Below are 24,376 nucleotides of genomic sequence, written 5' to 3'. Positions count from 1 at the left end.
CCATTGAAAGTCAATTTTGAACAGGGACTAATCACCCCCACATATCCTGCTGGCCGGTGACAATTGAGTCGAAATCATGGGCGGTCCACTCGAGAATCGAATCGGCGATTGGTTTGAGCTGAGTGTCGATATAGTGGTTGTAATCCAGCGGTGCGGTCCTCTTTTCTCTGGGCTGGGGACCTTCTCTGGTGATATAGTAGGCAATACTGTGTCTGGGTGAATCCAGAAGTCGGGCTGCCTGCACATGGGGCGGAGCATGACCGGCATAGTCGTTCAGAGACTTGCGGAGACGTTTCCGGTAGACCAGCTTGTCATCGAAGATGCCCTCTTTCACTTTTTTGACTACCGAAAGGATATACTCTTCAACAGGCTTCCCGGTAAATACCCGCATATATATTTCGTGCTGAAATTCCTTTGCCAGTGCTGTCCAGTCGGAACGGGCCGATTCGAGGCCTTTGAAATGGAGGATTAATTTTCCGTTCTGTTCCACCGCGCCGCAGTACCGTTTTTTACTTCCCTGGGTCCCGCCTCTGAGGGTGGGCATGAAAAAGTGACGGAAATGGGTTTCGAATTCGAGTTCAAGTGTCGAATAGGCCTTGAACCGCTCCCGGATTTCATGGCGGAGCCATGCGGTAACCTCTGCGGCAATCTCTGCGCCGATCTCACCGGCCCGGTCTTCAAACCCTTTACCCAGGAGAATGAAGAGTGAGTCTGTATCACCGTAAATGACATCATACCCGGTCGTTTTTTCGATATGCCTAACTGTCTCTTTTAAAATGTGCCGCCCCGTACCGGTAATTGTATCGGCAAGGTCATGGGAAAAGAACCTGCAGGCAGGGGTGCCTAAAACTCCGTAAAAGCTGTTCATAAGCAGCTTGATTGCCTGTGACAGATAGGGATTACCGGCCTTTTTGGCTTCCGCCCGCGCAATCATCAGCTCGGAGATGATTTTCGGCAATATGGTCTCTTCACGGGCAAAACTCGGTCCTACCGGACCGGTGATCCGCTTATCCGATTTCGAGGCATACCCCAGCGGATCGATCATGAAGGTCATAATTATTGACGGATAGAGACTCCTGAAATCGCATACCAGTACATTTTCGTAGATCCCCGGTTTTGACTCCATGACATAGCCGCCCGAGAGTGGGACCGCAGGTTTTTCCACATCAGCAACATCACGGGCAACATACCCTGCCCGGTGGAGCCGGGGAAGGTAAAGATAATCGAACGCGGCAATACTTCCTCCGGGGCGGTCGAGGAGATGCCCCGACCGCTTGACACGTTCAACAGCGTTGGGAAGGATTTTTGTTGTTTCGAATATCTCCCGGGTTAAAACAGCATCTTCGATATTGTACCGCGCAAGCAACAGCTTATCCTGTGCAAAGAGCCGATTGATCTCATCGATCTTCTCCCTGTCGGTTTTGGTGATAATCTTGTGCTTGCCCAGAAGTGTTTGAGCGACATGCTCCAACGAATACTCTTCGAAGGTACTGTAATGGGTGCGAAGCATGACCGGGATATCGAGAACAACCCGTCCGGGGACCCGGGCGATACGGCGGACCGTATCTCCCTGACCGACCTCGATCACCGCAGCAACCGATTCCCGCCCGATACGAAAGGGAATTTTATGCAGTTCACATCGCTCCTGAACGACCCGTAAATCAAAATCAACAATGCTCCATCCGATAATAACATCCGGATCTTCCTTCCGCAAAGCATTAAATGCCTTCTTTAAAAGATCGACTTCATCGCTGCAAAAAACGATTTCCGGTCTGTTTTCCATGTCGCCGATAATAAAAGCGCTGTTGTTCCGCCCCGAGAAGGCGATACTGTACAGTTGGCCGGTATCTGCATTGGTTTCGATATCCAGTGACAATACCCGCAAGTTAAACGGCACGTCTTTACCCCTGATATGAGGATTGCGGACTTCGAGATGATGTGCTTTTTCGGGGTAATCGCATCGCATCTCGAACCCGCCCTTTACAGACCGCTCCATGAGATAGCGGTCGACAGGATGGACATCCGATTCAAAGGCGGGTATACCCTGCGACCGAAGAAGCCGCACACATTCGAGATAAGACGCCCAGGTGGAAAAGTAGCAACAATCCACCGACGTGCCGTCCATTGCACGAAGCCCCCGGTCTGCCCGTTCCGCACACAGGCGGGTCAGCGACGGCGGAACACTTTGCGGTACAAAAAAAAGCGGACGGTAATTATCGATTACTATTCGTGCCGTTGCACCGCTGGTGGTAACTGCATGGAATGTCATTTCGAAGGTACCCCGAAAATCCCGGTGAGACCGGGTCAGGAGAAAACAATCGACCGTATCATGAAAATTCATTATAAAAAATCCTTAACCTGTTCAGCCATGCCTTTCGGGGCCGTCTTTTCACCTACATCGACATACAGGATATCCGCCCCGGCATTGGCATAATAGTCACGCAGCGGCAGGGTCTCGCGTTCGAACGATTCGATTTTTTTTCTGAATATGTCAATCGAACCGTCACCCCGCGCTCTCCGGTTTTCATGTCCCTCGCCCCGATCGGCCAGACGTTTTCTCTCCAAAGCAACTTCGGGCGAACAGGAAAGACAGATTACTTTCCCTACCACCACCCCCATACGGGCAAGCCCCTCTGCCTGCCTCTGGTGACGGGGTATTCCGTTGAGGAGCAGCAGGTCGTGTTCCCGATTGAAGCCCCTGCTATTCAGAAACCATTCGATAATCCGGCGGGCAATATAAAAATGCGCATCATCAAGCAATGTACCATCAAGAACGGTCCGCACATAAGCCCGGTCGCCTGCATCAAAACCATAGGAAAGATCATCACGGGCAATCCGGCGGAGATGCTCTCCGAAATCAAGATGGTGCCGCCTTTCGGACCGGCCGCTGCAGCTATAGCACAGATATTCTCCCAGGGGAGACTTGCCCGCATTCGAATGTCCCATAATACAGAGAGCGGTTACCGGACACGGGACAGATGCACATTCCGATGATACCATTTTTTTCATAGGCGCCAGGTAACAACTTCGGGTTCATGCAACATGGTTCCGGTGCCACGCGACAACATCGGCATAGGGAACCTTACCTCCGAAAATATCAAGAGCACTTCCGATAGTGGCATCGACCCGGTCACCCCCCTCTGTCAGAATAATCTCCAGATCTTCAAGACCCCGTATCCCACCCGCATAGGTTACCGGAAGAGGAGAACAATTACCGAGCAGTGCAACAAGCTTCTTCTCGATCCCCTGCTGCTTCCCCTCCACATCGGCGGCATGAACCAGAAATTCACTACAGTATTTCGATAATTCGGCCAATGTATTTTGAGTGATTTTCATTGAAGAAAGCTTCTGCCATCGATTCGTGGCAACAACATAGTGATCACCCATTTTCTTACAACTCAAGTCCAGCACAAGACGGTCTTTGCCCACCGTGGATACTATCCGCTCAAGATTATCCCGATTGATCGTGCCGTTGTTAAAGACATAGGAGGTTACGATAACATGGGATGCCCCGGCATCAAGAAAAACATGGGAATTATCGGGCGTTATTCCACCGCCGACCTGCATTCCTCCGGGATACGCCGCCAGGGCTTCACAGGCAGCCTTTTCATTGCCCGGACCCAGCATGATAATGTGACCACCCAGCAGATTGTCTTTACGGTATAATCCGGCATAAAAGGCTGGCGGCTTTTCCGACTCGAAATTGGTGACAAGACCATTCCGGTCGGAATCGGAAAGTGTGCTTCCGACAATCTGTTTCACGGTACCGTCATGAAGGTCTATGCAGGGACGAAATCTCATGCTGGGAAACTCCGGTCAAAAATGGAGTAATGGAGTAGTTACTCTATCGTTTAAAATAAACTCAGGACACCCGGAAATACATCTCCCTACTATTTGACTGATATCGGGTCGAAATACATTTTAAATAGTATAGTTTTCTCAAAACCATTGCGAAAGGAGCGGTCATGCATTTCAAACGACTCATCGGGGTAGCGCTGGCGATTGGAATTCTGGGGTGTTCACAAGAACTGACCGAACAGGTAGTCGAAAAACATCCTGATGGAAGTCCCAAGAAAATCCAGTGGTATCAGGGATCACCAAACAATATCCGTAAAATTGTTATCTATTTTCCGGGTGGGCAGGTCCAGTCGATCCAGCATATGGAAAATGGTGACCCCGACAGCACGACCGTGGTCTATTACGATAACGGGAATAAATACAGGGAGTGCATGTATAAAGAAGGAAAAAAAGACGGTAAGGATATAACCTGGTACAAAAACGGGCAGATAAAGAGCGAAGGTGAATTTGTCAACGATACGGCAATCGGGACTCACAGGAATTATTTCGAAGACGGCAAAACAGCATCGGAAGTCACCTTTGTTAACGGCAAAAAAGAGGGTGAAGAAATTGTTTATATGCCCGATGGAAACAAAAAGAAACTGATCACCTACAAAAACGGCGATCGGAACGGCCCGCTCAAAGTCTGGTACGACAACGGCAATCTCGAAAAAGAGGAAATGTATAAAGACAATACACTCCATGGCCCCTATGCGCTTTATTACGAAAACGGCAATATGTCCGAGAAGGGCACCTATTTCGAAGGTAAATACCATGGAGAGCGCTACAATTATAATTCATCGGGCCGTCTTGCCGGTAAAGTTGAATTTGAAAAGGGCAAGCAGATCGGTGGAACCGCCTATTAACGGTCATTTCTGGAGGGCTTTTCCCCTCACTCGGAAGGTACCGCCAGATGGAGGATCTCCTGCTGCAGTTCCCAATGGGTGATCTGGGAGACATTTTTATTATTGATCAGGAGTGCAAAGGCCCAGGTTTTTTCGGGCATCAGCACATACCCGGCCAGCGTACTGACACCGTGATCATTGAGGGTACCGGTCTTTGCCCGCATAATACCTTTGAGCCGTGACCGGGCAAACCGGTCTTTAAGGGTACCGTCAACGCCGGCAACCGACAGGAGGGAAACATAATCGGGAGCGTATTCTTTTTTCCCGTGCGCATGCCTGAGCAGGGCGACCACCTGCGCAGGTTTCAGACGATTCACCTTTCCCATCCCTGAACCGTTTTTTATTACCGGCGTACCAGGCAGTCCGTTATCTTTCCACCACTCAAGCGCTACCCTTTCTCCCCCTTCCCATGAACCGGGAATCGAATCGTTTTCTGCAGCGATGGTTTTGAAAATCATCTCGGCGGCAAAATTGCTGGAGTATTTGAACATGTGGCGGAGATATTCTGTGAAAGGAAGCGATTCGAAGGTATAGAAAGGACCTCGTTTCTCCAGTGAATCGGGTACTTTTTCGTGGCGCACGGTGCCGGCGAGGGTTATCTTGCTCTTATCAAAAAGCCCCTGAAGCGTATTACCGAAATTTTTCCAGCTATGCCATGTCTTTCTGAATATATACCGGGGTTCGGCATCCACATGCATACTTCCATACACAAACACCCCGGTCCGGTCATCGACCTTCTCGGTTTTCACCTCGATTTTATCTCTCCTGAGTGGTGCGATCGTTTTTGCAGTCGCAACAAGGTGAACATCCTTAAGTGGAGGGAAGAGATCGACCTGCACCGGAGCGCCAACCGTATCACCGGGGCGAACGTGAATCGCGACACAATTGAATCCTGCCGAGAGCGCCCCAATGGTTGCTTCATACGACCTGCTCGTTTTTTCTTCACCAAATCCCGGTCCGCAGAAAACCGAATCAAAAAAGAAATCATCAAGCACAAGATCCTTACGAATGGATGTAATTCCCAGATGGGAAAGATGCTGCACAAAAAGCCACATCCGTTCCACCAGAAATCCCGGATCCCCTCTTCCCTGAATATAAAGGGTACCATCAAGCTCACCGCTTTCCCGATTCAGATCGCCGTCGATATAAGCATTGGTTTGAAAGGTGTAATCAAGTCCCAGGAGTTCGAGGCCCATTGCGCCGGTCACCAGTTTTGAAACAGATGCCGGAATATAGAATGAATCGGCATTTACTGCAACAATCGTCTTCCCCGATGAAACATCCTGAATGCAAACACCAACCGAACCGGAAGGATAATCTTTTTCGGCAATAGCTGCGGTAATTTTCCTGAAAAGCGCAGACTTGCCCTGGGGAGGAGACGCCAACAGGGGTTCTCGAAAGAGAAGGAGAATAACAAGGGCAAAAACAAGGTTAAGCGGGCGCATTAAAAAAAAACCTTCCTAAAATGGCAATTCCTGTTTCCTCGGCCCTGATAGAATATGTATTTTATGAACCTGTAATCAGCAATGTTTATGACAATATACCAGGAGAAATAAAGCATGCCGAAATTTTCAATTGCCTTTGTAACCCCGGAAGTAAAAAACCCTTTGCGTCATCGGATCATCGAAACCGAGAATCAGGATACTGCGCTTCGTAAATTCTTTTCCGAAGAAGTTCAGGGGTTCTATTCCGAAGATGATCAGGGTTTCTATTATTTCAAAGAAGATTTCTTTGACAAAACAAGCGGCGGTGGAAGTATAATACAGTGCGATTAATGTAATCGTGCTCAGCATTATTTTCAGATTGCACTACAATAAATGCTCTCTTGCAAGTTCAGCTTCAAAAGAGCATTATTCTTTTCCCTTACTGCCTCGAAAAATAAAATGACCTTTCCGGTCTCCGGTCTCACTCAACACCCATCTCTTTGATTTCGGAAACGAACTCGCCTTTATCACTGAACTGACGATACACCGATGCAAACCTGATATAAGCGATATCATCTAAAAGCCTCAACTCTTCCATTACGAGTTTTCCGATCTCCTGGCTGGGCACTTCGATTTTGGCAAGTTTTTCGACCCGGTCGAGGATCCTGTCGACAACACCTTCCACCTGTTTCTTGCCGACCGGCCGCTTTTTGCACGCGGTTTCAATACCCTGCAGGAGCTTCTGACGGTCAAAAGGCTCCCGCCGCTGATCATTCTTGACAATGGTCAAAGGGGCGGTCTCGACATATTCATAGGTGGTAAAACGTTTTTCACATTTCAGACACTCCCGCCGTCTCCGGACAGCGCGCCCCTCCCTGCTTGAACGCGAATCAACAACTTTGTCCTGCTCATACCCGCAAAAAGGACATTTCATTCAACTTCTCCCGTTAAATTGACATCTTCTTTTCAATCAATGACTGATGATTTCATTGAAATAAAAGGATCACTATATATTGTATTTATTATAATATACCATACAATTTGTGCGCGTTCAAGATTTTTGGCTTAAAAAGAGCTCTGAATGCGGGGCTGTTAAAACTCTTTGGTTACAGCGAGGCGGTATCGGGTAAATGCCTGATTTTTTGATGGTTGGACAGAAAAGCTGGAGCGAATGCCCTTATATTTTGTTGAAACCCGGGCATCGATAAAGGCAACGACCCGATTGAGGAGCATTCCTACCAGGAAGAAATTTGAGGTCACATGATACCGGGTCGCCCTCGAACGGAGTTCGTTATACTCTTCTCTGAGAGAGTCGTTAGGCCATCGCCATTGGAGGTTATCCCCAACATATTTCAGCGATCCGATATCATCGGTACGATTGAGTTCAAGTATCCGATTATACTCGTCGGAATCCATGAATTTTCCCACATTCTGCCAGAAGAAATCATCTGCTCCTGTTCCGCCCGGCACACCGGCATACTGCCACGCGTAAACTTCAGAGTCGAAAAAAAGCTTTCGGGAATAAGACTCCGAATAGGCCAGGCCGAAAATAAAAAAAGCTTCTGCAGTAAAATAGGCGATTGCCCGCCGCGGTTTTCCGAGGTACTGATGTCCCAGGCCGGGCAGGAGTATGGAAGCAAACATTGCCGTCCCCGGTTTTTTATCCGGCTCCTTGTAGGCAAAAATATCGATGCTGTCGGTTTCGACCTCTTCATCGATGGTAACCTGGGCCCGGAGGGTCGAAATACTACCCAGCAGGAGTGCGGTAACAAGTATCTGTTTTAACGTTGCTCTCAAAATTTGTACCTCAATGCGCAGCCGATTACCTTTTCCGAACCGGTATTGACCCACTGCTGATCAAGATCGATTCGCTGCCAGAAACTCTGCCTGCCTAATAGCATCTCATTATGCCGCTTCGCCGTGATACCGGCATCAATAGCACTGACAATGTGGTTTGCAATCATCAGATAGAGAATCGTACCGGAAATTCTGAACTGTTTGTTTTTGTCGTAGACGATATCTTTATATTGATTATAATAGCCGGAAAAGCCATACTTGCTCTGATCGTTCTTAGGATCCATTTTACCGCCCACACGTCTGTCGAGCTTGAAAGGAACGCCGTTTTCCAGATGCGGAGCTTCGGCGCTGCTGGTGGTTATAACCGTATCGCCCGAGATATAGACGGTGTCACCGGCAACACTCTGTGGATCGGCGATCTTTTCTCCCAGCGTTCCATATCCATGATCGGTGTCCAGGCGGGGAACACAATCAGTCCACCCCTGAACATAGCCGTGCCATTCGACCATTGCATAAAATTCTTCATTTTTTGCCGCATAATGCTTTTTCAGGGTATCAGGCTGGTATCCATACCCGAAATAACTGTCGAGAACCGTATCGGCATAGGTACGTTCGAGTTGTGAACTCTGATAGCGGTCTTCCAGCTTGGTTTTCAGTGTAGTGTAGTATGATTCGAACCTGGAAAAGTCGAAATATTTATCGGCATGCTCCCGGGCGTCTTTGTCGCGCTCCAGTCCTTTGCGATAGTAGGCGACACTGGCTCCCACAACACCGATTTCAACGGCTGCGAAAAGACCGGTTTTCCAGTATTTTTTTGCATAGGCCTGTCCAAGTCCGGGCACGAAAAGTGACATAAGCATGGCAAGCTTGGGAGAACGATAATCTTCAAGATTACGGGCGAAATTTATGGACCGGGCTTCTTCAACCTTGACAGGAGCAACAACAACGGCTTGGGTATCGACAACCGGCGGGATGCTTTCCAGAGCAGCTTCAACAGCCTCCTCCGGCACGGTTTCTTCTTCGACAATTCCACCCTCTTCTTCGGTGACAATCACCTCCGGACTGCTCTCCTCCACGAGAATATCATCTTCTTCCGCACCCACCTCTTCCTCGCCGGCAGACTCTTCCTCCCGCCCTTCTTCAACAAGGATATCATCGATGTCGATTTCATTATCGGAAGACTTACGCAATGGTTTTTCTTCGGGCTCCGGCACCGGAACCTCATCCACCGCTTCCTGAGCCTCTTCCATGGTTTCTTCGGCAACATTTTCAGCGGTCTCCCCGGCAGCATCCTCCACGATCTCTTCGGATTCCATTTGGGTATCAACCACCGTTTCCTCAGATTTCACTTCCGGAGACGGCGCCTCGGGTAGAACTTTATCCGCTTTTTTCTCTTCTTCTTCAACAATTAATTCTTCATCTAATTCTTCATCGACTATTTCTTCGGCCTGGGCAAGAAGCATATCGCTTTGACGGAATAATTCGGATACATTGCCTGAGCTGGTGTTCGAATGAGCGGCAAAAAGAGGAAAGCATAAAGAAACGGCGCAAAGAAAGAAGCAAAAGGATTTTGTCATGAGAGACCTACGGAACAGCTAATGGTTACCGGGAGCTAAAGCTCGAGCACATCACGCATAGAATACAATCCGGGTTCCTTTTGTGCAAGCCATTTTGCGGCAAATACTGCCCCCTGGACAAAGGTTGCCCGGCTCTGCGCCATGTGTCGAAGTTCTATTTTTTCGTTGGCGCCTGCGAAAAGCACCGTATGATCACCAACAATTTCTCCTCCGCGAACGGCATGCATACCGATTTCTTTGTTTGTTCGCTCGCCGATCATACCGGAACGGCCGTGGCGAACAGTATCATCGTAGGAAAGACCGAGTGCCGATGCGGCTATTTCTCCAAGCCGGCGGGCGGTTCCCGAGGGAGAATCTTTTTTATGACGGTGATGAGCTTCGATAATCTCGATATCAAACTCATCTTTCAACCGGGTTGCGGTCTGTTCCACAAGGTAAAAAAGAAGATTGACACCAAGGCTCATGTTCGGACTCAATACAACAGGAATTGCAGTGCTGATTCGCTCAAATGAAGCAATCGCGGCATCGCTGAGACCGGTAGTACCGACAACAACTCGCGTATTTTTTCCTTCGACTTTTGACAAAAACGAATCAACCGCATCACGTAAGGCAAAGTTGATGATGACCGCATTTTCACAGGGAACATCATCAATATCGCCGGAAACCGGTACTGATATGGTTCCTTTGCCCAGTGCTTCGCCATAATCGATGCCGCTGAGCGGGTGATCGGGAATTTCAACACACCCGGCAAGCTTCAGCGATGGATCATTTAAAACAATCGAGCCGATTTCACGGCCCATTCTTCCAAGCGCACCGACAATTATAACGTTTAATGGCATAGGGGTTACCCTTTTATTTTATCTACATTACTCTCATTGAGTACGGTGATGAGTTTCTGTTTATTGTTTTCACTCATCGGAGTCAGGGGAAGACGAAGTGGACCTGCTGCCAGGTTAAGGTAGTTCATGGCGGTTTTTACTGGAATCGGGTTGGACTCAAAAAAGAGTGCTCGGCAAATCGGCAACAATTTTTCGTGGATTTTTAATGCACCGGCACTGTCCCCCTGCAGATACAGGGAAATCATTTCCGACATGGCATCGGGAAGAATATTTCCAACCACCGAAATCACGCCTTTGCCGCCACAGGCGATTATGGGGAACGTCAAACCGTCATCACCCGAAAGGATGGTTAACCGGTCCCCACACCGGCGATGAATCTCGGATATTTGCCCCACATCACCGCTCGCTTCCTTAACTGCGACAACATTCTGGAGTTCGCAAAGTCGCTCGACAGTTTCGGGAAGAAGATTGGTCCCGGTTCTTCCGGGAACATTATATGCCACCACGGGGATATCCACCTCGTCGGTGATCACTTTATAATGCTGAAAGAGGCCTTCCTGGGTCGGTTTATTATAGTAAGGAGTGATACATAATATAGCATCGGCCCCCTGTTCCCGGGCGTGCCGGGCGGCCTTGATCGACTCGGCGGTGTTGTTGGACCCTGCACCGGCGATAACCTGCACTCTTTTTTTGGCTTCATCGATGGCGATATCGACAACACGATTGTGCTCTTCCCATGAAAGGGTAGCCGATTCTCCGGTCGTTCCGCAGGGAACAACCCCGCTGACTCCTTTGGAGATCAGAAATTCGATATTCGAACGTAACCCGTCTTCGTCAACAGCACCGTCGGACAAAAAAGGTGTCACCAAAGCGACATAACATCCTTTAAGCTCCATATATATTCCTCATTTTCCTCATTGGCTTGAATTGAAAAAAAACAAATTGGGTCAGCTGCCCTGATCTTTTACAACCCAGACTTTCAAATGGGCAATAACATCTTTGTAAAGATCGATATCGATGGTATAAACACCGAGCTGTTTGATCGGCTCTTCAAGCATAACCTTGCTGCGTTCAATATCGAACCCTTCCTTTTTAAGGAAATCACAGATTTCCTGGGAACCCACCGAACCATACATTTTGTCTTCTTCACCAACCTTCACCGGAATAGTACAGGGAACCTTTTCGATCTTTTGGGCCAGCTCCCCGGCTTCCTTGATCTTTTTGCCTTCACGCTTTTCGTTTACCTTTTTTGCCTCGGCAACGGCTTTGCGGTTCCCCTCCGTGGCCAGCACGGCAATTCCGCGAGGAAAGAGGAAATTACGCGCATAGCCCTCTTTGACAGAAACAACATCCATTGTTTTGCCGAGCTTTCCATAATCCTGTTTTAAAATTACATCCATTGTATTGTACTCCAATCTGGTATGAAAACGTTATTCCTGTATTACCTGTGCCTGTGATCGCCGGCACATTCTTATCCATGGATATTTTCGGCCACAAAGGGCAAGAGCGCCAGATGCCGCGCCCGTTTGACTTCCCGGGCCACTCTCCGTTGATGCGTTGCACAAGTGCCTGTAGTCCGTTTCGGCATTATTTTGCCTCTGTCGGTAACGCCATTTCGTAATACATCGGAATTTTTATAATCGGGTTCAACCCGATTGGCACAATACCAGCATGATCGTTTAACTCTGGGACCTTTATTATATCGTGGCATAATTTATTTCTCCTCCTCGTTCGATTTTGCAGTAATTGTATTCGCTGAGGATTGCTTTCCTTTAGGATTATTTTTTTTATCAGGCTCCCGAACGATTGTCAGGTGACGCAAAATATTCGAGTTAAGCTTGAAAGCCCGATCCATTTGTTCGGCTACATTTTTGTCGCTTTGGAATTGAAAAAGAGAATAATGACCGCTTCTCTTTTTGTTGATTTCGTAGGCGAGACGGCGATTTCCCCAATGATCGAGTTTTTCGAAATCACCGTTTTGTTTGATCAGATCTTCAACTTTCTTTTGTTCCTGTTGAAGGACTTCGCTTGAAAGTGATCCATCAAAAACAACCACTGTTTCATAGGGTCGTTTCACATTAAACCTCCTTTGGACTTATGGCCCCGGGTTTTTTCGACAGGATTAATCCGGGACAGGATGAAAAAAAATCAGGTATTATATTTATTCATTGTTGCATCGATTCCATTATTGAAAAAGAAGAGTACGGCTTCGGAAGCCCGATTTATTGCCGAAGCAATAATTGTTTCTTCTTCTGCCGAGAATTCTCCTAAAACGAAATCGATAGTACTTGTTCCCGCGGGAACCTTTCCGATTCCGAATCGCAATCGGGGAAAATCTTTACCGACCGATCCAATGATCGATTTCAATCCGTTATGGCCGCCGGCAGAACCACCGCGCCGTAAACGAACTACTCCAGGGTCAAGATGCAGATCATCGGTTATTACCAGACACGAGGATAAGGGAAGCCGACAGCGTTCTAACCAGTTTTTAAGGACAGGACCGCATCGATTAACATAGGTAAGCGGTTTGATACAGAGAATCGACCTGCCCTCCGGGCTTGTTCCCCATGTAATCTGCGCCTGTTTCAACCGGCGATTCCCCTTGATATCGAGTGATCGGCAGAGAGTATCGACTACTCTGAAACCGATATTATGACGGGTGTCACTATAACGAATACCAGGGTTGCCGATACCGAACACACAATATTCGATCCCTTTTGGCAGATATTTAGTTAAACCAAAAATTTCAAAGATCCGCCACATAGTTATATCACCGGCTTCCGGGACTCCAGCATCCTGTTACCGGATAATTTCTTTTTACTGCCGGGCTTATGCAGTTTTGGCTTCTCCGCCTTCTTTAGCTTCTCCACCGGCAGCACCTTCCTCTACAGCACCTTCTTCAGCTTCGGCTTCTTCTTCCTTCGCTTTGGTCGGCGGTGTTACATTGGCGATCATTTCCTGCAGAGAACCTTTGATTTCAGCATCGGTGACACTTAAATCCGAGAGATGAATCGATTCGCCGATATGAAGACCGGAAACATCAACCACTACTTTTTCGGGGATATTCATGGGAAGACATTCAACGGTAATGGTTTTTACCGGATGTCCCAGAATGCCACCCTGCTCTTTGACACCAACAGGTGTACCGGATATTTCCACCGGTATTTCGACTGTGACTTTCTCATCCATTGATACATGCTGGAAATCCAGGTGAAAGATATGTCCCGGTATAATCGGATCTCTCTGAATTTCCTTCACAATAGCAATCGAATCCTTTTCACCTTCCAGGTTCAGGTCGATAAGATGGGAAACATTTCCGGCACGGAGCAATACGCCAAACTCCGGAACACTGACTTCAATACTTTTCGTCTCCCGATTGTTTCCGTAATAAACAGCCGGAATCCATCCACTTTCTCTGGATTTTCGGGCGCTCGATTTTCCCTGATAAGTTCGGATGCGCGCGGTTAGCTTTTCGATATTCAAGCTAGTTCCTCCTTTATAAGTACGCTTTGTATCGTATATTCTATAAAAATGGCTGGGGCGGGAGGATTCGAACCTCCGAATACATGGACCAAAACCATGTGACTTGCCGCTTGTCGACGCCCCAACATTCGAGATATAAGCTTCTAAAAATAGTATTTGGGTATACTGCAGGTAAAAAGGATCTTTTATTGTCCGGAATACAACGGGCATTTTCCATTTCCGGAAAACACCCGCCATGTATAAAAAATCTTCAGGAATATGTGAGGCATCTATTCAGCGTGAGCAGGGATCTCTTTTTCATGATGAAAAGCTTCCCGCTCTTCAGCCTGACCGGATCTGTTCAATTCCTGCTCAAATTCGTCCAATACTCTGTCTTCGATGGTCTTCCTCATTTCGTTATTAATAGGATGTGCAATATCGTGATAGGTCCCATCCTTATGCTTCCTGCTGGGCATCGATACAAAATAGCCATCCGAACCATTAATGATCTTTAAGCCACGCACAACAAAGCAATTGTCAAATGTAACGCTTGCAAATGCTTTAAGCTTTTCTTCACTTCGCAAACTTATTCTTACTTCAGTTATTTCCACTGTAAGCCTCCTCGTTAATTACACTCTCGGCTGCCCGCTATATTTCGGCAAGAGAAGCAGCCACGACATTCTTTTACGGCTTTTGCCGTTACAACATCCTTTCAGCATTTCTGTTAAAAGACGCATTTCTATTGGCTACAACCCTCCCTCCATTGAAGAATTACCGTAACACCAGCATATAAATACTGACCATCGGTTATATGATATTTTGTTAATTTAGTTAAATATGTTGGATTGCATAAGGGTCATGCAAGGAAAAAATGTTGTTTTTGTACATTATTATATATGATCTTTTTTGGGCGATTTGAAAATATTCTATGAAAAGAGTGTTTAGTATTGTGAGACGGGGAGGAAAAAGATGTATTTTATTTTATTCTCTGCCCCGAACAGGCAGTAAATATCCTATTTATTTTAACGTTATTTTGTTATGGCACAACCACATAAAGATCTTCTGACACTCCTTGATTATACCGGCGATCAGATTGGCGAAATACTTTCGATTGCGCAGAATTTGAAAAAGGACAGGCTTCAGCGGGAACCGGATATCTTGCGAGGGAAAACCGGGGTTTTGATATTCGAGAAGCCATCTTTGCGAACACGAATCACCTTTGAAACTGCGTTGAACGAACTCGGGGGCCATGCGATCAATCTCGAATCCAGGATGGTGCAGCTCGGTAAACGCGAAACAGTTGATGATGTTGCCCGGAATCTCGAACGATGGGTTCATCTGATAATCGCCAGAACCTATCTTCACTCAACCGTTGTTCAACTCGCCCGGGCCTGTTCTATTCCTGTGGTAAATGCCTTAACCGACTATTATCATCCATGCCAGGCATTAGCCTTTGCACTCACCCTCCGGGAACATCGGGGAGAAGATGGTAGCGGGACAATTGTTTTCATTGGCGATGGTAATAATGTATGTTCATCACTTATGGCATTGGCGATGCAATTAGGATATAATTTTACATTGGCCTGTCCAAAGGGATACGAACCCCCACAAACAATCGTGGCCGCCTGTCTGGAGATAGCCAAAAAAAAGAACTGCACGCTTTCGATAACACAGGATCTTTTGCAGGCAGTAAAAAATGCAACGGTTATCTATACCGATGTCTGGACAAGCATGGGACAGGAAAATGAAGCAACGGATAGAGAAAGGATATTTAACGGCTATCAGGTAAACACCGAACTACTCTCCCGTGCCCCCGGTGATGTTCTTGTGTCTCACTGCCTTCCGGCCCACCGCGGACAGGAAATTACCTCTGAGATACTCGACTCGGCACAATCGATAGCCTTGGATGAGGCGGAAAACCGCCTCCATGTACAAAAAGCGGTAATACAGTATCTTTTATCATAACCTTCCGAGGTACATACTATGAGTGACCAACGAATTTCTTTTGGCATAAAGGCTTTAGACAAAATGCTTATGGGCGGATTGCTGCCCGGTACAGCCAACCTTATTGAAGGTGCTCCGGGTACCGGCAAAACCACCCTGGCCATGCAATTCATTTATAATGGAATCACCCAACACAACGAACCCGGTCTGATAATTACTTTCGAGGAATTCCCTCAGCAATATTATCACGATGCGCTTCAGTTCGGATGGGATTTCAAGGCACTGGAAGAAAAGGGACTTCTGAAAGTCGTTTTCTCAGATCCCCAGACAACACTGGGAGAATTCGAAAAACTCGACGGTGAGTTCGTCGAGATAATCGAAAAAATGAATATCAAACGGGTCGCTATCGACAGCATGACCCATTTCGAGTCGTTGTCCCTCGATGAATTCGAGCTCAGGGAAATAGAGCGGCAGTTTATCAATTCATTGAAGCGGGAAGAAGTGACCAGTATCCTTTTACGGGAAAACGACAGTCTCATGGGTCAAATGGATCATGTGACGAGCAAAATACCCTTTATTGTCGACTCCTATTTTCTGCTCAGGTATGTGGAGGTCGACAGTGAAATCCAGAAGGCGCTTATTGTGCTTAAAATGCGCGGAAGTCATCATCATAAAGACATCAGATGTTTCAACGTAACATCCAAAGGCATTGAAGTCGAAGCCAAGTTCGCAGGCAGGGAAGGTATCATGAGCGGTATTACCCATTCGACGCCGCAGGATGCATTTGTTAACGCATTCGGCAAAGGAAAATAACTGTGGGAAATCAGATCACAGCCTCTGAGCTTCTTCTCATTGGATATCTGATCGGCGCCACCGGCCTGGTGCTCTTTTGCTACATGATCTCTGCATTCTACCATAAAAAATTCACCGAACCGTCACCGAAACTGGGCTTCATGATCGCCCTAATACTCTGGACAGTGCTGTTTTGCAGCATTCTTATTGTCGGTAACGAATCGAAAATATTGCGTACCGCCCAGACCCTGCTTCTTATCGGTGGAAGCATTGCGGCGGGCTGGAATTCGGTATTGCTGTACTATATAATGAAAAAACCCCGAAAATAGCTCTTATGTTTTTATTGAAATACTTGTTTGTTTGCGATATGGCGGTGATCCTGCTTATGCTGCTGCTTTCATACCTGAGCAGGCGGCTTGGAGAAGCGCTCAAAATCGCACCCTATTACCGGATTCTCTACGGAACATGCATGCTTATCTTCATTGCCTTTACAATCGATACGCTGCATGGAAGTATCGGATTTACTATCTCCGAAACACTCCCTATGATTATTCGATTTGCCGCCATATTAGTTGCTGCCGGTGTTTGCTTCCGATATTGGAACTGGCTTTTTTCAGAACACCTCAAACGGTGAGGGTAATTACATGTCAAAGAAGATACTAGTTGTTGAAGACGAGAAAGACATTGCTGATCTGGTCAAGCTTGTGCTTGAAACCAGAGACTATGAAGTCCAGACGATTCTTGATCCGGAAGCTGCGTATGGAACGGCAAAATCATATAAGCCCGATGCAATCCTTCTCGATCTGCGTATGCCCAGGCTTGACGGATGGGAGGTTTTTAAAATAATCCGTAAAGATCCCGAATTCGTCGGTGTACCCATCGCGATTCTGACGGCAAAATCGGAAGGCTTTGATGAAATGGTCGGCTTGCACGTAATGAAAGCAGATGCATATATTACTAAACCATTCGGCAAACAGGAGCTAATCGATAAAACCGATGAACTTTTCAAGCAAAAAGATCAGTAACACGATACTCGTTGTTGATGACGAAGAAGATGTTTTGGATTTTCTGGCTATTTTCCTCCATTCGCTTGGATGGGATATTGCTCCCAGTTCTTCGGTATCCCATGCCATCGAGCTTCTCGAGGAACAGCCATTTTTTCTGATTTTAACCGACATTGCCATGCCCGAGATGGACGGTTACGAATTTCTAGCCGCCCTCCGCAATAAACAGGTCAATTCTGAAGTTGCCTTAATGACCGGATTCGGGTATAATCCCAAACATACTCTTATTAAAATCAAACGTATTTCAAAATGTGCTATTTTTTTCAAACCCTTCGACAAATATAAACTCGCCGAGGGCATACAACATTCATGGCTGGAGTACCACCGCGCGTTCTATCAGACCGCCCGGAAGGCGGAATTAATTTAACCCCGACTTATATTGACCCATGCATACCTCCGACATTGTTATTAAAGGTGCACGCGAGCACAATCTCAAGAATATATCCGTTACCATACCCCGCAGCAGCCTGACTGTCATTACCGGTCTGTCCGGTTCGGGAAAATCATCCCTTGCTATCGACACGCTCTATTCCGAGGGCCAGCGGCGGTATGTTGAATCGTTGTCTGCCTATGCCCGGCAGTTTCTCGGGCTTATGGAAAAACCCGATGTGGATTCCATTGAAGGCCTCTCTCCCGCCATCTGTATCGAGCAGCGAACAATCAGTCATAATCCACGCTCGACTGTCGGGACAATTACCGAAATCCACGATTATCTCAGACTCCTCTATGCCCGGGTCGGCGATCCATTCTGCTATAATTGCAGACGCCCTATCAGCCGGCAAACCGTTCAGGAAATATCCGATAAAGTTATGGCTTTTCCGGAGAAGGAAAAGTTTCAGATTCTTTCTCCCGTTGTATCGGGCCGTAAAGGAGAATACCGGGAGCTTTTCAAAAAACTCCAGAAAGACGGATATATTCGCATCCGTGTCGACAATGAAATAAGATCGCTCGACGAAGAGATTACTCTCGACAAGAACAAAAAGCATACTATCGAAGTTGTTGTTGACCGTCTTACCAACCATAAGGGTATTCGTAACCGGCTTACCGAATCCCTTGAAACGGCTCTCAAGCTCAGTGCGAATCATATGGTCATAATCGATCGTATCGGTAGTAATGAAGTCATGTTTTCGGAACTCCTTACCTGTCCGCATTGCGATATCAGCTATGATGAGCTGTCTCCCCGCATGTTTTCCTTCAACAGTCCTTTCGGCGCCTGTGAAAAATGCAGCGGTCTCGGCTATCTGATGGAAATCGACAAGGACCTTGTCGTTCCCGATCCTTCACGAACCCTGATCGGCGGCGCATTGGAACCCTGGAGTGCGACAACGAATATAGGAAGCTGGAGCCGTCAGATACTCGAATCGGTCTGCTCCCATTTCGATATCCCCATGAACCGTCCGTTTAAAGATCTTCCTGCACGGTTCAAAAAAATCATCCTTTACGGTGCGGGCAAAGAACGAATTCTCATGCGGTGGCAGTCGCGGTCGCGGGAAGGATACGGGCAGTTTAAACGGGAATTTGAAGGAATCATTCCCAACCTTGTGCGGCGATATAAGGAATCATCTTCCGAAGAAATCAGGCGGTGGATCGAAGGGTACATGACCCGGACTCCCTGTCCCCATTGTAATGGCCGTCGGCTGAGAAAAGAGAGTCTGGCGGTCCGTGTCAACGGTAAAAACATCGGTGAACTCTCCGATCTGGCTATCGAGAATCTCAAAGCCTTCTTTTCCAGTGATCTCAAATTATCTAAAAGTAGGATGCAAATCGGCCGTCAGATACTTGCGGAAATCAACCAGCGACTCGATTTTCTAATCAATGTAGGGTTATCCTACCTCTCACTGAGCAGAATGGCATCCACATTATCGGGTGGTGAAACCCAACGAATCAGACTGGCGACCCAGATCGGCTCACGGCTTACCGGGGTTATTTATATCCTCGATGAACCCAGTATCGGACTTCACCCGCGCGACAACAAGCGCCTTCTCAACACCCTTATTTCTCTGCGCGATCTCGGTAATACGGTCGTTGTTATCGAACATGACAAAGAGACAATTCTCGCCGCCGACTACCTGATCGATATCGGTCCCCGCGCAGGAACACAGGGCGGAGAAGTCGTTGCTCAGGGAACGCCGAAAAGCATTGCCAGAAATAATTCATCGGTTACCGGCGCCTACTTGTCAGGAAAGAAAACCGTTCCTCTGCCGAGAAGTCGGCGTAAAGGTTCGGGAAAGTCGATAACCCTCACCGGGGCATCGGGCCATAATCTGAAAAATATCAATGCCGTATTTCCGCTGGGAAAACTGATCTGTGTTACCGGTGTTTCGGGGTCGGGGAAAAGTACGCTGATCGACCAGACCTTGTATCCGGCCCTGGCCAGAGAGTTATATCGCTCAAAACTCACCCCCCTTCCCTATAAAAAGATAAAAGGGCTTTCGCTGATCGATAAGGTAATCGATATCGACCAGTCTCCTATCGGGCGGACACCGCGGTCAAATCCTGCCACCTATACCAAACTGTTCGATCCGATACGGAACCTTTTTGCCATGCTCCCGGAAAGTAAAATACGGGGGTATGCTCCCGGACGATTCAGTTTCAATGTCAAGGGCGGCCGGTGCGAGGCTTGCCAGGGAGACGGCCTGATTAAAATAGAAATGCATTTTCTGCCCGATGTTTATGTCGAGTGCGAAACATGCCGCGGGAAACGTTACAACCGGGAAACCCTCGAAATCACCTTTAAAGGGAAAAATATCTCCGATGTACTGGAGATGACGGTTGATGAAGCACTGGTCTTTTTCGACAAAATACCGGGAATAAAAACAAAGCTTTCGATTCTCTCCCGGGTCGGACTCGGATATATTCATCTCGGACAGCAGGCAACCACCCTCTCGGGCGGTGAAGCACAGCGGATAAAACTTGCCGCCGAGTTGTCGAAAAGAGCCACCGGGAAAACAATGTATATCCTCGATGAGCCAACAACAGGCCTTCATTTCGAAGACATTGTCATGCTCATGAATGTCATTCAGGAACTTGTCGACAAAGGCAATACGATTATCGTTATCGAACATAATCTCGATGTTATCAAATGCGCCGATCATATCATCGACATCGGTCCGGAAGGCGGTGACAGAGGTGGCCGGATTATTGCCGCTGGCACCCCCGAAGAACTGACGAATCGCCCCGAATCGGAGACCGGCAAATATTTGAAGGAATATTTGTAGAAATCTAATTCTGCGAATTCACAAAGTATTTTTCATTTGTGATTTTTCGTGAAATTCAGGGTGAATCTTCAATAATTCCGCCACTCGTCATCTTCAGCAATACCATCCTGCCGAAGTTCTTCCATGCGATCTTTGATTACATCTTTAAGGTGGAACTCGGGATCGATAAGCAGGATTTTCTTGTACTGGCGATACGCATCTTCCTTTGCCCCTGTCGACTCATAAATTTTTGCAAGTTCCCAGCGGGCCTCATTGTTTTTTTCATCAAGCTCAACAGCCTTCACAAGGTATTCGAGAGCTTTTGTGGTATTTTTTTTCCGGGAGTAGGTAACCCCCAGCCCGTACCATGCCCGTGGATCCCGGGGCGCGAAGGATTTTAGTTCGGTAAACTGGGCAACAGCCGCATCATATTTCTCTTTCTTTAATTCAACCATGCCGGTATAATAGCGGGCATCGGCATTGGCCGGTGAAAGCGCCAGAACACCCTTGAGATATTTTTCGGCCTTTCCCGGGAGGTTTTGTTTGTATGTAGTAATCCCCATGTAGAGCCGGGCCTCTTCATTGTTTGCATTGTTCTTAAGAACATCCTCGAAACAACCGGCGGCCAGTTCGTATTTCTCCAGCTTCAGATAAGCAATACCAAGTGAGTTCAGATAGCGGATATTTTCCTGGTCCTTTTCAAGTGCAATTTTCAGCTCCCCCACCGCGGTATAATAATCCTTATTCTGAACAAGGGCCACCCCGAGTTCTCCATGGGCGCGCGCCGATCCCGGGTGACGGTTTATCAGTTGACGAAAGTAGCTGATCGCCTTGTCGAGATCACCCTTTTTTGCATAGGCCATGGCAAGGGCTTCCATAAATTTATCGCTTTTGGGATTAATTTTCAGGGCCTGAAAGTACCGGTAAATCGCCTGATCGAGCAGACCTTCAACCTCAAGAACCGTCCCCAGTTCTCCCTGGGCTTCCCAGGAATCGGAATAATAAGAAATCGTCTTGAGAAAAAGCTCTTTGGCTTTTTCGTATTCGGCTTTATTTCGATAAACCTGTCCAAGAGAAATCAGCGCCTCTTGTGATCGCGAATTAAGTTCGAGCGCCTTTTCATACAGCTCAATGGCCCGCTCGTTATTGCCGGTATGCTCATATACTTTTCCTATATTGACATAATATCTCGCTTCGTGAGGATTGAGCCGGATAGCTTCATTATATAAATTAATCGCTTTCTTTATAGCTCCCTTTACATGGTAGACTGCAGCAAGATTGTTATGTATTTCGGCATTGTCAGGCTCTTCTTTGACAATCGACGTATACAGCTCGATAGCCCTGTCGGGTTTGCCCAGCGCTGAAAAGGTACTGGCCAGATTTGCCCGGGCGCCGATACTGCGAGGGTCCAGTGAAACCGCTTTATTAAGATAGGGAAGCGCCTTCTCATAATTCTTCTGCATAAGGTATGCATTGCCCAACCCCATATTGGCACGAAAGGATTCGGAATTTTCTGAATGGGCTTTGCTCAAGAATTTGACCGCCAGCTGTGCATTCCCGCGTTTCAAGGCCATAAGCCCTTTGGATAAATCATCAGCCTTTGAGACCGACGATGCATTTATGACAAGAACGGTAACAACCATTCCAAGCACATGAATACGTTTCATCATATCAATTCCTTCCATAGCAACGTTTATTACAGCAATTCCTGTTAAGGCTGTCATTTGCTTTGCAGTATTTCATTTACATATGCTTTATCGATTCTGTTGATCCCACCATAGCATCCAATCCAGATATACCTGTTGGTATCATGGAACGACCGGACCTGATCACTCACCAGCCCGTCGTAATAATCGAATCGTTTCCATCGGCGTGTCGAACAATTATAAACAATTGCACCGGTTTCTCGTGTACCGAGCCATATTCTGTTTCCAATTTTCCTCATCGCCATACAATGATTTTCATATTGTTTGGGGCTCCTCGATTTATCACGGGGCATTTCAATAGAAGATACTTTATTTGACGATGTTTCTATAGCGAAACATCCGTTTCTCTTTGTGGCAACAAAAACATGGCTACTTCCATTCTCTGTCTCATATTCAGAGAGTCCCACGATACTGCCTTTAATACCTCCCCAAAGAGTATCGACCTTTCGACTCTCCCGATCCATTTTTACTACCCCGTGGGAAAGTGTACCACAAAAGAGTTTGTTTTCAAAAAGCAGTAGTGATGTAATCCGAAAGGGTCCGGTCTCCTCGAGTACGGCAAAGGAATCTTTTTCAGGATAAAACTCAATTACTCCAAAGAGGCTTGCCAGATAGACAGGACCTTTTTGGGGGCATACAATAGCGGCGATATCGCCAAAGGGCAGCTGTTCTTCGGCTTCATAATGACGGAACAACCGGGTTCGGTAATCAAAATACCCGAAACCTCGGTAGCTGCCGTAAAAGAGCACCGAGTCACACAAAGCAAAGGCCTGAACATGATCGTCACCAATACCGGCCATGGAGCCATAGTTGCGATCATACTGCACATTATCGGCAAAAAACTTATCGATATACCCACCCTGATATCCATAGGCGGTCCATACCATGGTCTCATTTGCAATGATAGCCGCTACATTGGGATTGGAAAGCCCCGCGCGCATGGGCCGCCACTCCACATTCTCTTTTTTGATATACCCCGCCCCCAGATCCATACTTCCATACCAGAGCATATCAGGAACACCGGTAAGGGCAAAAACCTGAAAATCGGTAGGACCTTTGGCCTCAGGATGGATAAATTGAACCCAGGCCCTGTTCCGGTCATGATATCGCCAGAGTCCGAAGGGAGTTCCGCACCAGAAACCATCATCTTCCTCATAAAAAACATAGGCCCCCTTTGCCGGAAAATCATCGAGCATACGGAGTGTATCGGCTGTATCCGCCTTTGTCCAGACGCCATCATCAGAGGTGGCCACCCAGAGAGTGCGATCATGCTCGATAACATCCCAGACAAGCGTTTTTGGCGACCGGTCCCAGGTAAAGGGTATTTCAGTAAAGTTATGATTACCGGTATTCGCCGTAAAGAGGCGGCGGTTCTCTACGCCGATATACAGACGGGTGCCGGTATTCTTGATGCAGGTTATTCGGTCGGCGGCGTTTACGGATGGTATATCTATATGGCGGGCAATGGTATCGGGTCTTTCCTGAAGAAACAACCCCTTGCCGTCAACCGAGAAATATACCCCCGCGCCCTCCACATATTCCATTGCAAGGACCCGTGCACCGATCATATCACGCTTGAACGGAACCGGTATGAAACGCCGCTGTGACGAATCGAAATATTGCACTCCGTTCCAGGTAGCGAGCCAGGGAACACCCCGGACAAAGCAGAGGTCCGAAACGATCTCGGATACCAGCCCATGATCAAGTCCGTAACGGATCCATTCGAATGTCTCGAGGTCAAGTACCCGGACGCCTTCCGCAGTGGCAAACCAGAGTTTTTGGGGATTGGGACCGTCGCCCTTAATTCGATACACCCGGCTGATATCCATCAT

The 24,376-nt window shown here is 47.4% G+C and carries 25 protein-coding genes and 1 tRNA gene; 9 read left to right on the top strand and 17 right to left on the bottom strand.

The genetic code is table 11. From position 1 onward, the window contains the following. Positions 1-31 precede the first annotated feature (31 nt). The 3 genes from GF401_02155 to hisA are packed head-to-tail and all read right to left on the bottom strand — an operon-like array spanning position 32 to position 3,801. Positions 32-2,341, bottom strand: a complete 2,310-nt coding sequence (locus GF401_02155) for a DNA polymerase II (GenBank protein MBD3343849.1) — start codon at positions 2,339-2,341, stop codon at positions 32-34. Next, positions 2,341-3,009, bottom strand: coding sequence for an AAA family ATPase (locus tag GF401_02150; GenBank protein ID MBD3343848.1), 669 nt, complete (start codon positions 3,007-3,009; stop codon positions 2,341-2,343). The genes GF401_02155 and GF401_02150 overlap by 1 nt, the downstream gene beginning before the upstream one ends. A gap of 24 nt (positions 3,010-3,033) precedes the next feature. Next, entirely contained in the window at positions 3,034-3,801 is a 768-nt protein-coding gene (hisA, locus tag GF401_02145) for a phosphoribosylformimino-5-aminoimidazole carboxamide ribotide isomerase (GenBank protein ID MBD3343847.1), read from the bottom strand. Positions 3,802-3,965: 164 nt separating this feature from the next. Here hisA and GF401_02140 point away from each other — a divergent pair, with 164 nt between their 5' ends. After that, a complete protein-coding gene (locus tag GF401_02140) occupies positions 3,966-4,703 on the top strand; it encodes a hypothetical protein (GenBank protein ID MBD3343846.1) in 738 nt (245 codons plus the stop codon). 26 nt (positions 4,704-4,729) lie between these two features. On the opposite strand, the gene dacB is transcribed toward GF401_02140, so the two are convergent. Continuing rightward, complete coding sequence (dacB, locus tag GF401_02135; protein MBD3343845.1) at positions 4,730-6,187, bottom strand: D-alanyl-D-alanine carboxypeptidase/D-alanyl-D-alanine-endopeptidase; 1,458 nt, start codon at positions 6,185-6,187, stop codon at positions 4,730-4,732. A 114-nt stretch (positions 6,188-6,301) separates the two neighbouring features. On the opposite strand from dacB, the gene GF401_02130 reads away from it, so the two are divergent. Then, the gene (locus tag GF401_02130; GenBank protein MBD3343844.1) at positions 6,302-6,517 is read left to right on the top strand and encodes a hypothetical protein; all 216 of its coding nucleotides are present in this window, start codon (positions 6,302-6,304) and stop codon (positions 6,515-6,517) included. Between the two features lie 130 nt (positions 6,518-6,647). Here GF401_02130 and nrdR read toward each other — a convergent pair whose 3' ends face one another. From nrdR to spoVG, 12 genes are all read right to left on the bottom strand, one after another. Next, a complete protein-coding gene (nrdR, locus tag GF401_02125) occupies positions 6,648-7,100 on the bottom strand; it encodes a transcriptional repressor NrdR (protein ID MBD3343843.1) in 453 nt (150 codons plus the stop codon). A 158-nt stretch (positions 7,101-7,258) separates the two neighbouring features. Further along, positions 7,259-7,963, bottom strand: coding sequence for a hypothetical protein (locus tag GF401_02120; protein ID MBD3343842.1), 705 nt, complete (start codon positions 7,961-7,963; stop codon positions 7,259-7,261). Next, entirely contained in the window at positions 7,960-9,540 is a 1,581-nt protein-coding gene (locus GF401_02115; protein ID MBD3343841.1) for a hypothetical protein, read from the bottom strand. Before GF401_02115 ends, GF401_02120 begins: the two co-directional genes overlap by 4 nt. A gap of 35 nt (positions 9,541-9,575) precedes the next feature. Continuing rightward, the gene (locus tag GF401_02110) at positions 9,576-10,379 is read right to left on the bottom strand and encodes a 4-hydroxy-tetrahydrodipicolinate reductase (GenBank protein MBD3343840.1); all 804 of its coding nucleotides are present in this window, start codon (positions 10,377-10,379) and stop codon (positions 9,576-9,578) included. Positions 10,380-10,384: 5 nt separating this feature from the next. Continuing rightward, complete coding sequence (locus tag GF401_02105) at positions 10,385-11,275, bottom strand: 4-hydroxy-tetrahydrodipicolinate synthase (GenBank protein MBD3343839.1); 891 nt, start codon at positions 11,273-11,275, stop codon at positions 10,385-10,387. A 51-nt stretch (positions 11,276-11,326) separates the two neighbouring features. Further along, complete coding sequence (locus GF401_02100) at positions 11,327-11,779, bottom strand: 50S ribosomal protein L9 (protein MBD3343838.1); 453 nt, start codon at positions 11,777-11,779, stop codon at positions 11,327-11,329. 71 nt (positions 11,780-11,850) lie between these two features. Continuing rightward, positions 11,851-12,090 carry a 30S ribosomal protein S18 gene (rpsR, locus tag GF401_02095; protein MBD3343837.1) on the bottom strand — a complete coding sequence of 80 codons (240 nt, stop codon included), beginning with the start codon at positions 12,088-12,090 and terminating at the stop codon, positions 11,851-11,853. Positions 12,091-12,093: 3 nt separating this feature from the next. After that, positions 12,094-12,456 carry a 30S ribosomal protein S6 gene (gene rpsF, locus GF401_02090; protein ID MBD3343836.1) on the bottom strand — a complete coding sequence of 121 codons (363 nt, stop codon included), beginning with the start codon at positions 12,454-12,456 and terminating at the stop codon, positions 12,094-12,096. A gap of 71 nt (positions 12,457-12,527) precedes the next feature. Continuing rightward, positions 12,528-13,142, bottom strand: a complete 615-nt coding sequence (locus GF401_02085) for an aminoacyl-tRNA hydrolase (GenBank protein MBD3343835.1) — start codon at positions 13,140-13,142, stop codon at positions 12,528-12,530. Between the two features lie 66 nt (positions 13,143-13,208). Further along, on the bottom strand, positions 13,209-13,943 hold the full coding sequence (locus tag GF401_02080) for a 50S ribosomal protein L25 (protein ID MBD3343834.1): 735 nt from the start codon (positions 13,941-13,943) through the stop codon (positions 13,209-13,211). After that, positions 13,912-13,986: transfer RNA gene (locus GF401_02075), tRNA-Gln, on the bottom strand. The genes GF401_02080 and GF401_02075 overlap by 32 nt, the downstream gene beginning before the upstream one ends. A 145-nt stretch (positions 13,987-14,131) precedes the next feature. After that, a complete protein-coding gene (gene spoVG, locus GF401_02070) occupies positions 14,132-14,452 on the bottom strand; it encodes a septation regulator SpoVG (GenBank protein ID MBD3343833.1) in 321 nt (106 codons plus the stop codon). A 427-nt stretch (positions 14,453-14,879) separates the two neighbouring features. Here spoVG and argF point away from each other — a divergent pair, with 427 nt between their 5' ends. Genes argF through uvrA form a run of 7 tightly spaced genes read left to right on the top strand, consistent with a single transcriptional unit; the run spans position 14,880 to position 20,859 of the window. After that, positions 14,880-15,806, top strand: coding sequence for an ornithine carbamoyltransferase (gene argF / locus GF401_02065; GenBank protein ID MBD3343832.1), 927 nt, complete (start codon positions 14,880-14,882; stop codon positions 15,804-15,806). Positions 15,807-15,824: 18 nt separating this feature from the next. Further along, positions 15,825-16,598: a hypothetical protein gene (locus GF401_02060; GenBank protein ID MBD3343831.1), complete on the top strand. Its 774-nt coding sequence runs from the start codon at positions 15,825-15,827 to the stop codon at positions 16,596-16,598. A gap of 2 nt (positions 16,599-16,600) precedes the next feature. Beyond that, positions 16,601-16,906: a hypothetical protein gene (locus GF401_02055; protein MBD3343830.1), complete on the top strand. Its 306-nt coding sequence runs from the start codon at positions 16,601-16,603 to the stop codon at positions 16,904-16,906. Positions 16,907-16,911: 5 nt separating this feature from the next. Beyond that, complete coding sequence (locus GF401_02050; protein MBD3343829.1) at positions 16,912-17,211, top strand: hypothetical protein; 300 nt, start codon at positions 16,912-16,914, stop codon at positions 17,209-17,211. Positions 17,212-17,221: 10 nt separating this feature from the next. Next, entirely contained in the window at positions 17,222-17,602 is a 381-nt protein-coding gene (locus GF401_02045) for a response regulator (protein MBD3343828.1), read from the top strand. Further along, complete coding sequence (locus GF401_02040; GenBank protein MBD3343827.1) at positions 17,574-18,008, top strand: response regulator; 435 nt, start codon at positions 17,574-17,576, stop codon at positions 18,006-18,008. Before GF401_02045 ends, GF401_02040 begins: the two co-directional genes overlap by 29 nt. A gap of 19 nt (positions 18,009-18,027) precedes the next feature. Further along, complete coding sequence (gene uvrA / locus GF401_02035) at positions 18,028-20,859, top strand: excinuclease ABC subunit UvrA (protein ID MBD3343826.1); 2,832 nt, start codon at positions 18,028-18,030, stop codon at positions 20,857-20,859. Between the two features lie 68 nt (positions 20,860-20,927). Here uvrA and GF401_02030 read toward each other — a convergent pair whose 3' ends face one another. After that, positions 20,928-22,562, bottom strand: coding sequence for a tetratricopeptide repeat protein (locus tag GF401_02030; protein ID MBD3343825.1), 1,635 nt, complete (start codon positions 22,560-22,562; stop codon positions 20,928-20,930). Positions 22,563-24,376: the final 1,814 nt, after the last annotated feature.

It is taken from the genome of Chitinivibrionales bacterium (genome assembly GCA_014728215.1).
Lineage (GTDB): Bacteria > Fibrobacterota > Chitinivibrionia > Chitinivibrionales > WJKA01 > WJKA01.
This window is presented reverse-complemented; position numbering and strand designations above follow the sequence as displayed.

What these genes read in the sequence shown, in the direction of transcription:
- GF401_02155 (MBD3343849.1), bottom strand. Translation starts at nt 2,341, where the DNA reads ATGAATTTTCATGATACGGTCGATTGTTTTCTCCTGACCCGGTCTCAC.
- GF401_02150 (MBD3343848.1), bottom strand. Translation starts at nt 3,009, where the DNA reads ATGAAAAAAATGGTATCATCGGAATGTGCATCTGTCCCGTGTCCGGTA.
- hisA (MBD3343847.1), bottom strand. Translation starts at nt 3,801, where the DNA reads ATGAGATTTCGTCCCTGCATAGACCTTCATGACGGTACCGTGAAACAG.
- GF401_02140 (MBD3343846.1), top strand. Translation starts at nt 3,966, where the DNA reads ATGCATTTCAAACGACTCATCGGGGTAGCGCTGGCGATTGGAATTCTG.
- dacB (MBD3343845.1), bottom strand. Translation starts at nt 6,187, where the DNA reads ATGCGCCCGCTTAACCTTGTTTTTGCCCTTGTTATTCTCCTTCTCTTT.
- GF401_02130 (MBD3343844.1), top strand. Translation starts at nt 6,302, where the DNA reads ATGCCGAAATTTTCAATTGCCTTTGTAACCCCGGAAGTAAAAAACCCT.
- nrdR (MBD3343843.1), bottom strand. Translation starts at nt 7,100, where the DNA reads ATGAAATGTCCTTTTTGCGGGTATGAGCAGGACAAAGTTGTTGATTCG.
- GF401_02115 (MBD3343841.1), bottom strand. Translation starts at nt 9,540, where the DNA reads ATGACAAAATCCTTTTGCTTCTTTCTTTGCGCCGTTTCTTTATGCTTT.
- GF401_02110 (MBD3343840.1), bottom strand. Translation starts at nt 10,379, where the DNA reads ATGCCATTAAACGTTATAATTGTCGGTGCGCTTGGAAGAATGGGCCGT.
- GF401_02105 (MBD3343839.1), bottom strand. Translation starts at nt 11,275, where the DNA reads ATGGAGCTTAAAGGATGTTATGTCGCTTTGGTGACACCTTTTTTGTCC.
- GF401_02100 (MBD3343838.1), bottom strand. Translation starts at nt 11,779, where the DNA reads ATGGATGTAATTTTAAAACAGGATTATGGAAAGCTCGGCAAAACAATG.
- rpsR (MBD3343837.1), bottom strand. Translation starts at nt 12,090, where the DNA reads ATGCCACGATATAATAAAGGTCCCAGAGTTAAACGATCATGCTGGTAT.
- GF401_02085 (MBD3343835.1), bottom strand. Translation starts at nt 13,142, where the DNA reads ATGTGGCGGATCTTTGAAATTTTTGGTTTAACTAAATATCTGCCAAAA.
- argF (MBD3343832.1), top strand. Translation starts at nt 14,880, where the DNA reads ATGGCACAACCACATAAAGATCTTCTGACACTCCTTGATTATACCGGC.
- GF401_02060 (MBD3343831.1), top strand. Translation starts at nt 15,825, where the DNA reads ATGAGTGACCAACGAATTTCTTTTGGCATAAAGGCTTTAGACAAAATG.
- GF401_02050 (MBD3343829.1), top strand. Translation starts at nt 16,912, where the DNA reads ATGTTTTTATTGAAATACTTGTTTGTTTGCGATATGGCGGTGATCCTG.
- GF401_02045 (MBD3343828.1), top strand. Translation starts at nt 17,222, where the DNA reads ATGTCAAAGAAGATACTAGTTGTTGAAGACGAGAAAGACATTGCTGAT.
- GF401_02040 (MBD3343827.1), top strand. Translation starts at nt 17,574, where the DNA reads ATGAACTTTTCAAGCAAAAAGATCAGTAACACGATACTCGTTGTTGAT.
- uvrA (MBD3343826.1), top strand. Translation starts at nt 18,028, where the DNA reads ATGCATACCTCCGACATTGTTATTAAAGGTGCACGCGAGCACAATCTC.
- GF401_02030 (MBD3343825.1), bottom strand. Translation starts at nt 22,562, where the DNA reads ATGACAGCCTTAACAGGAATTGCTGTAATAAACGTTGCTATGGAAGGA.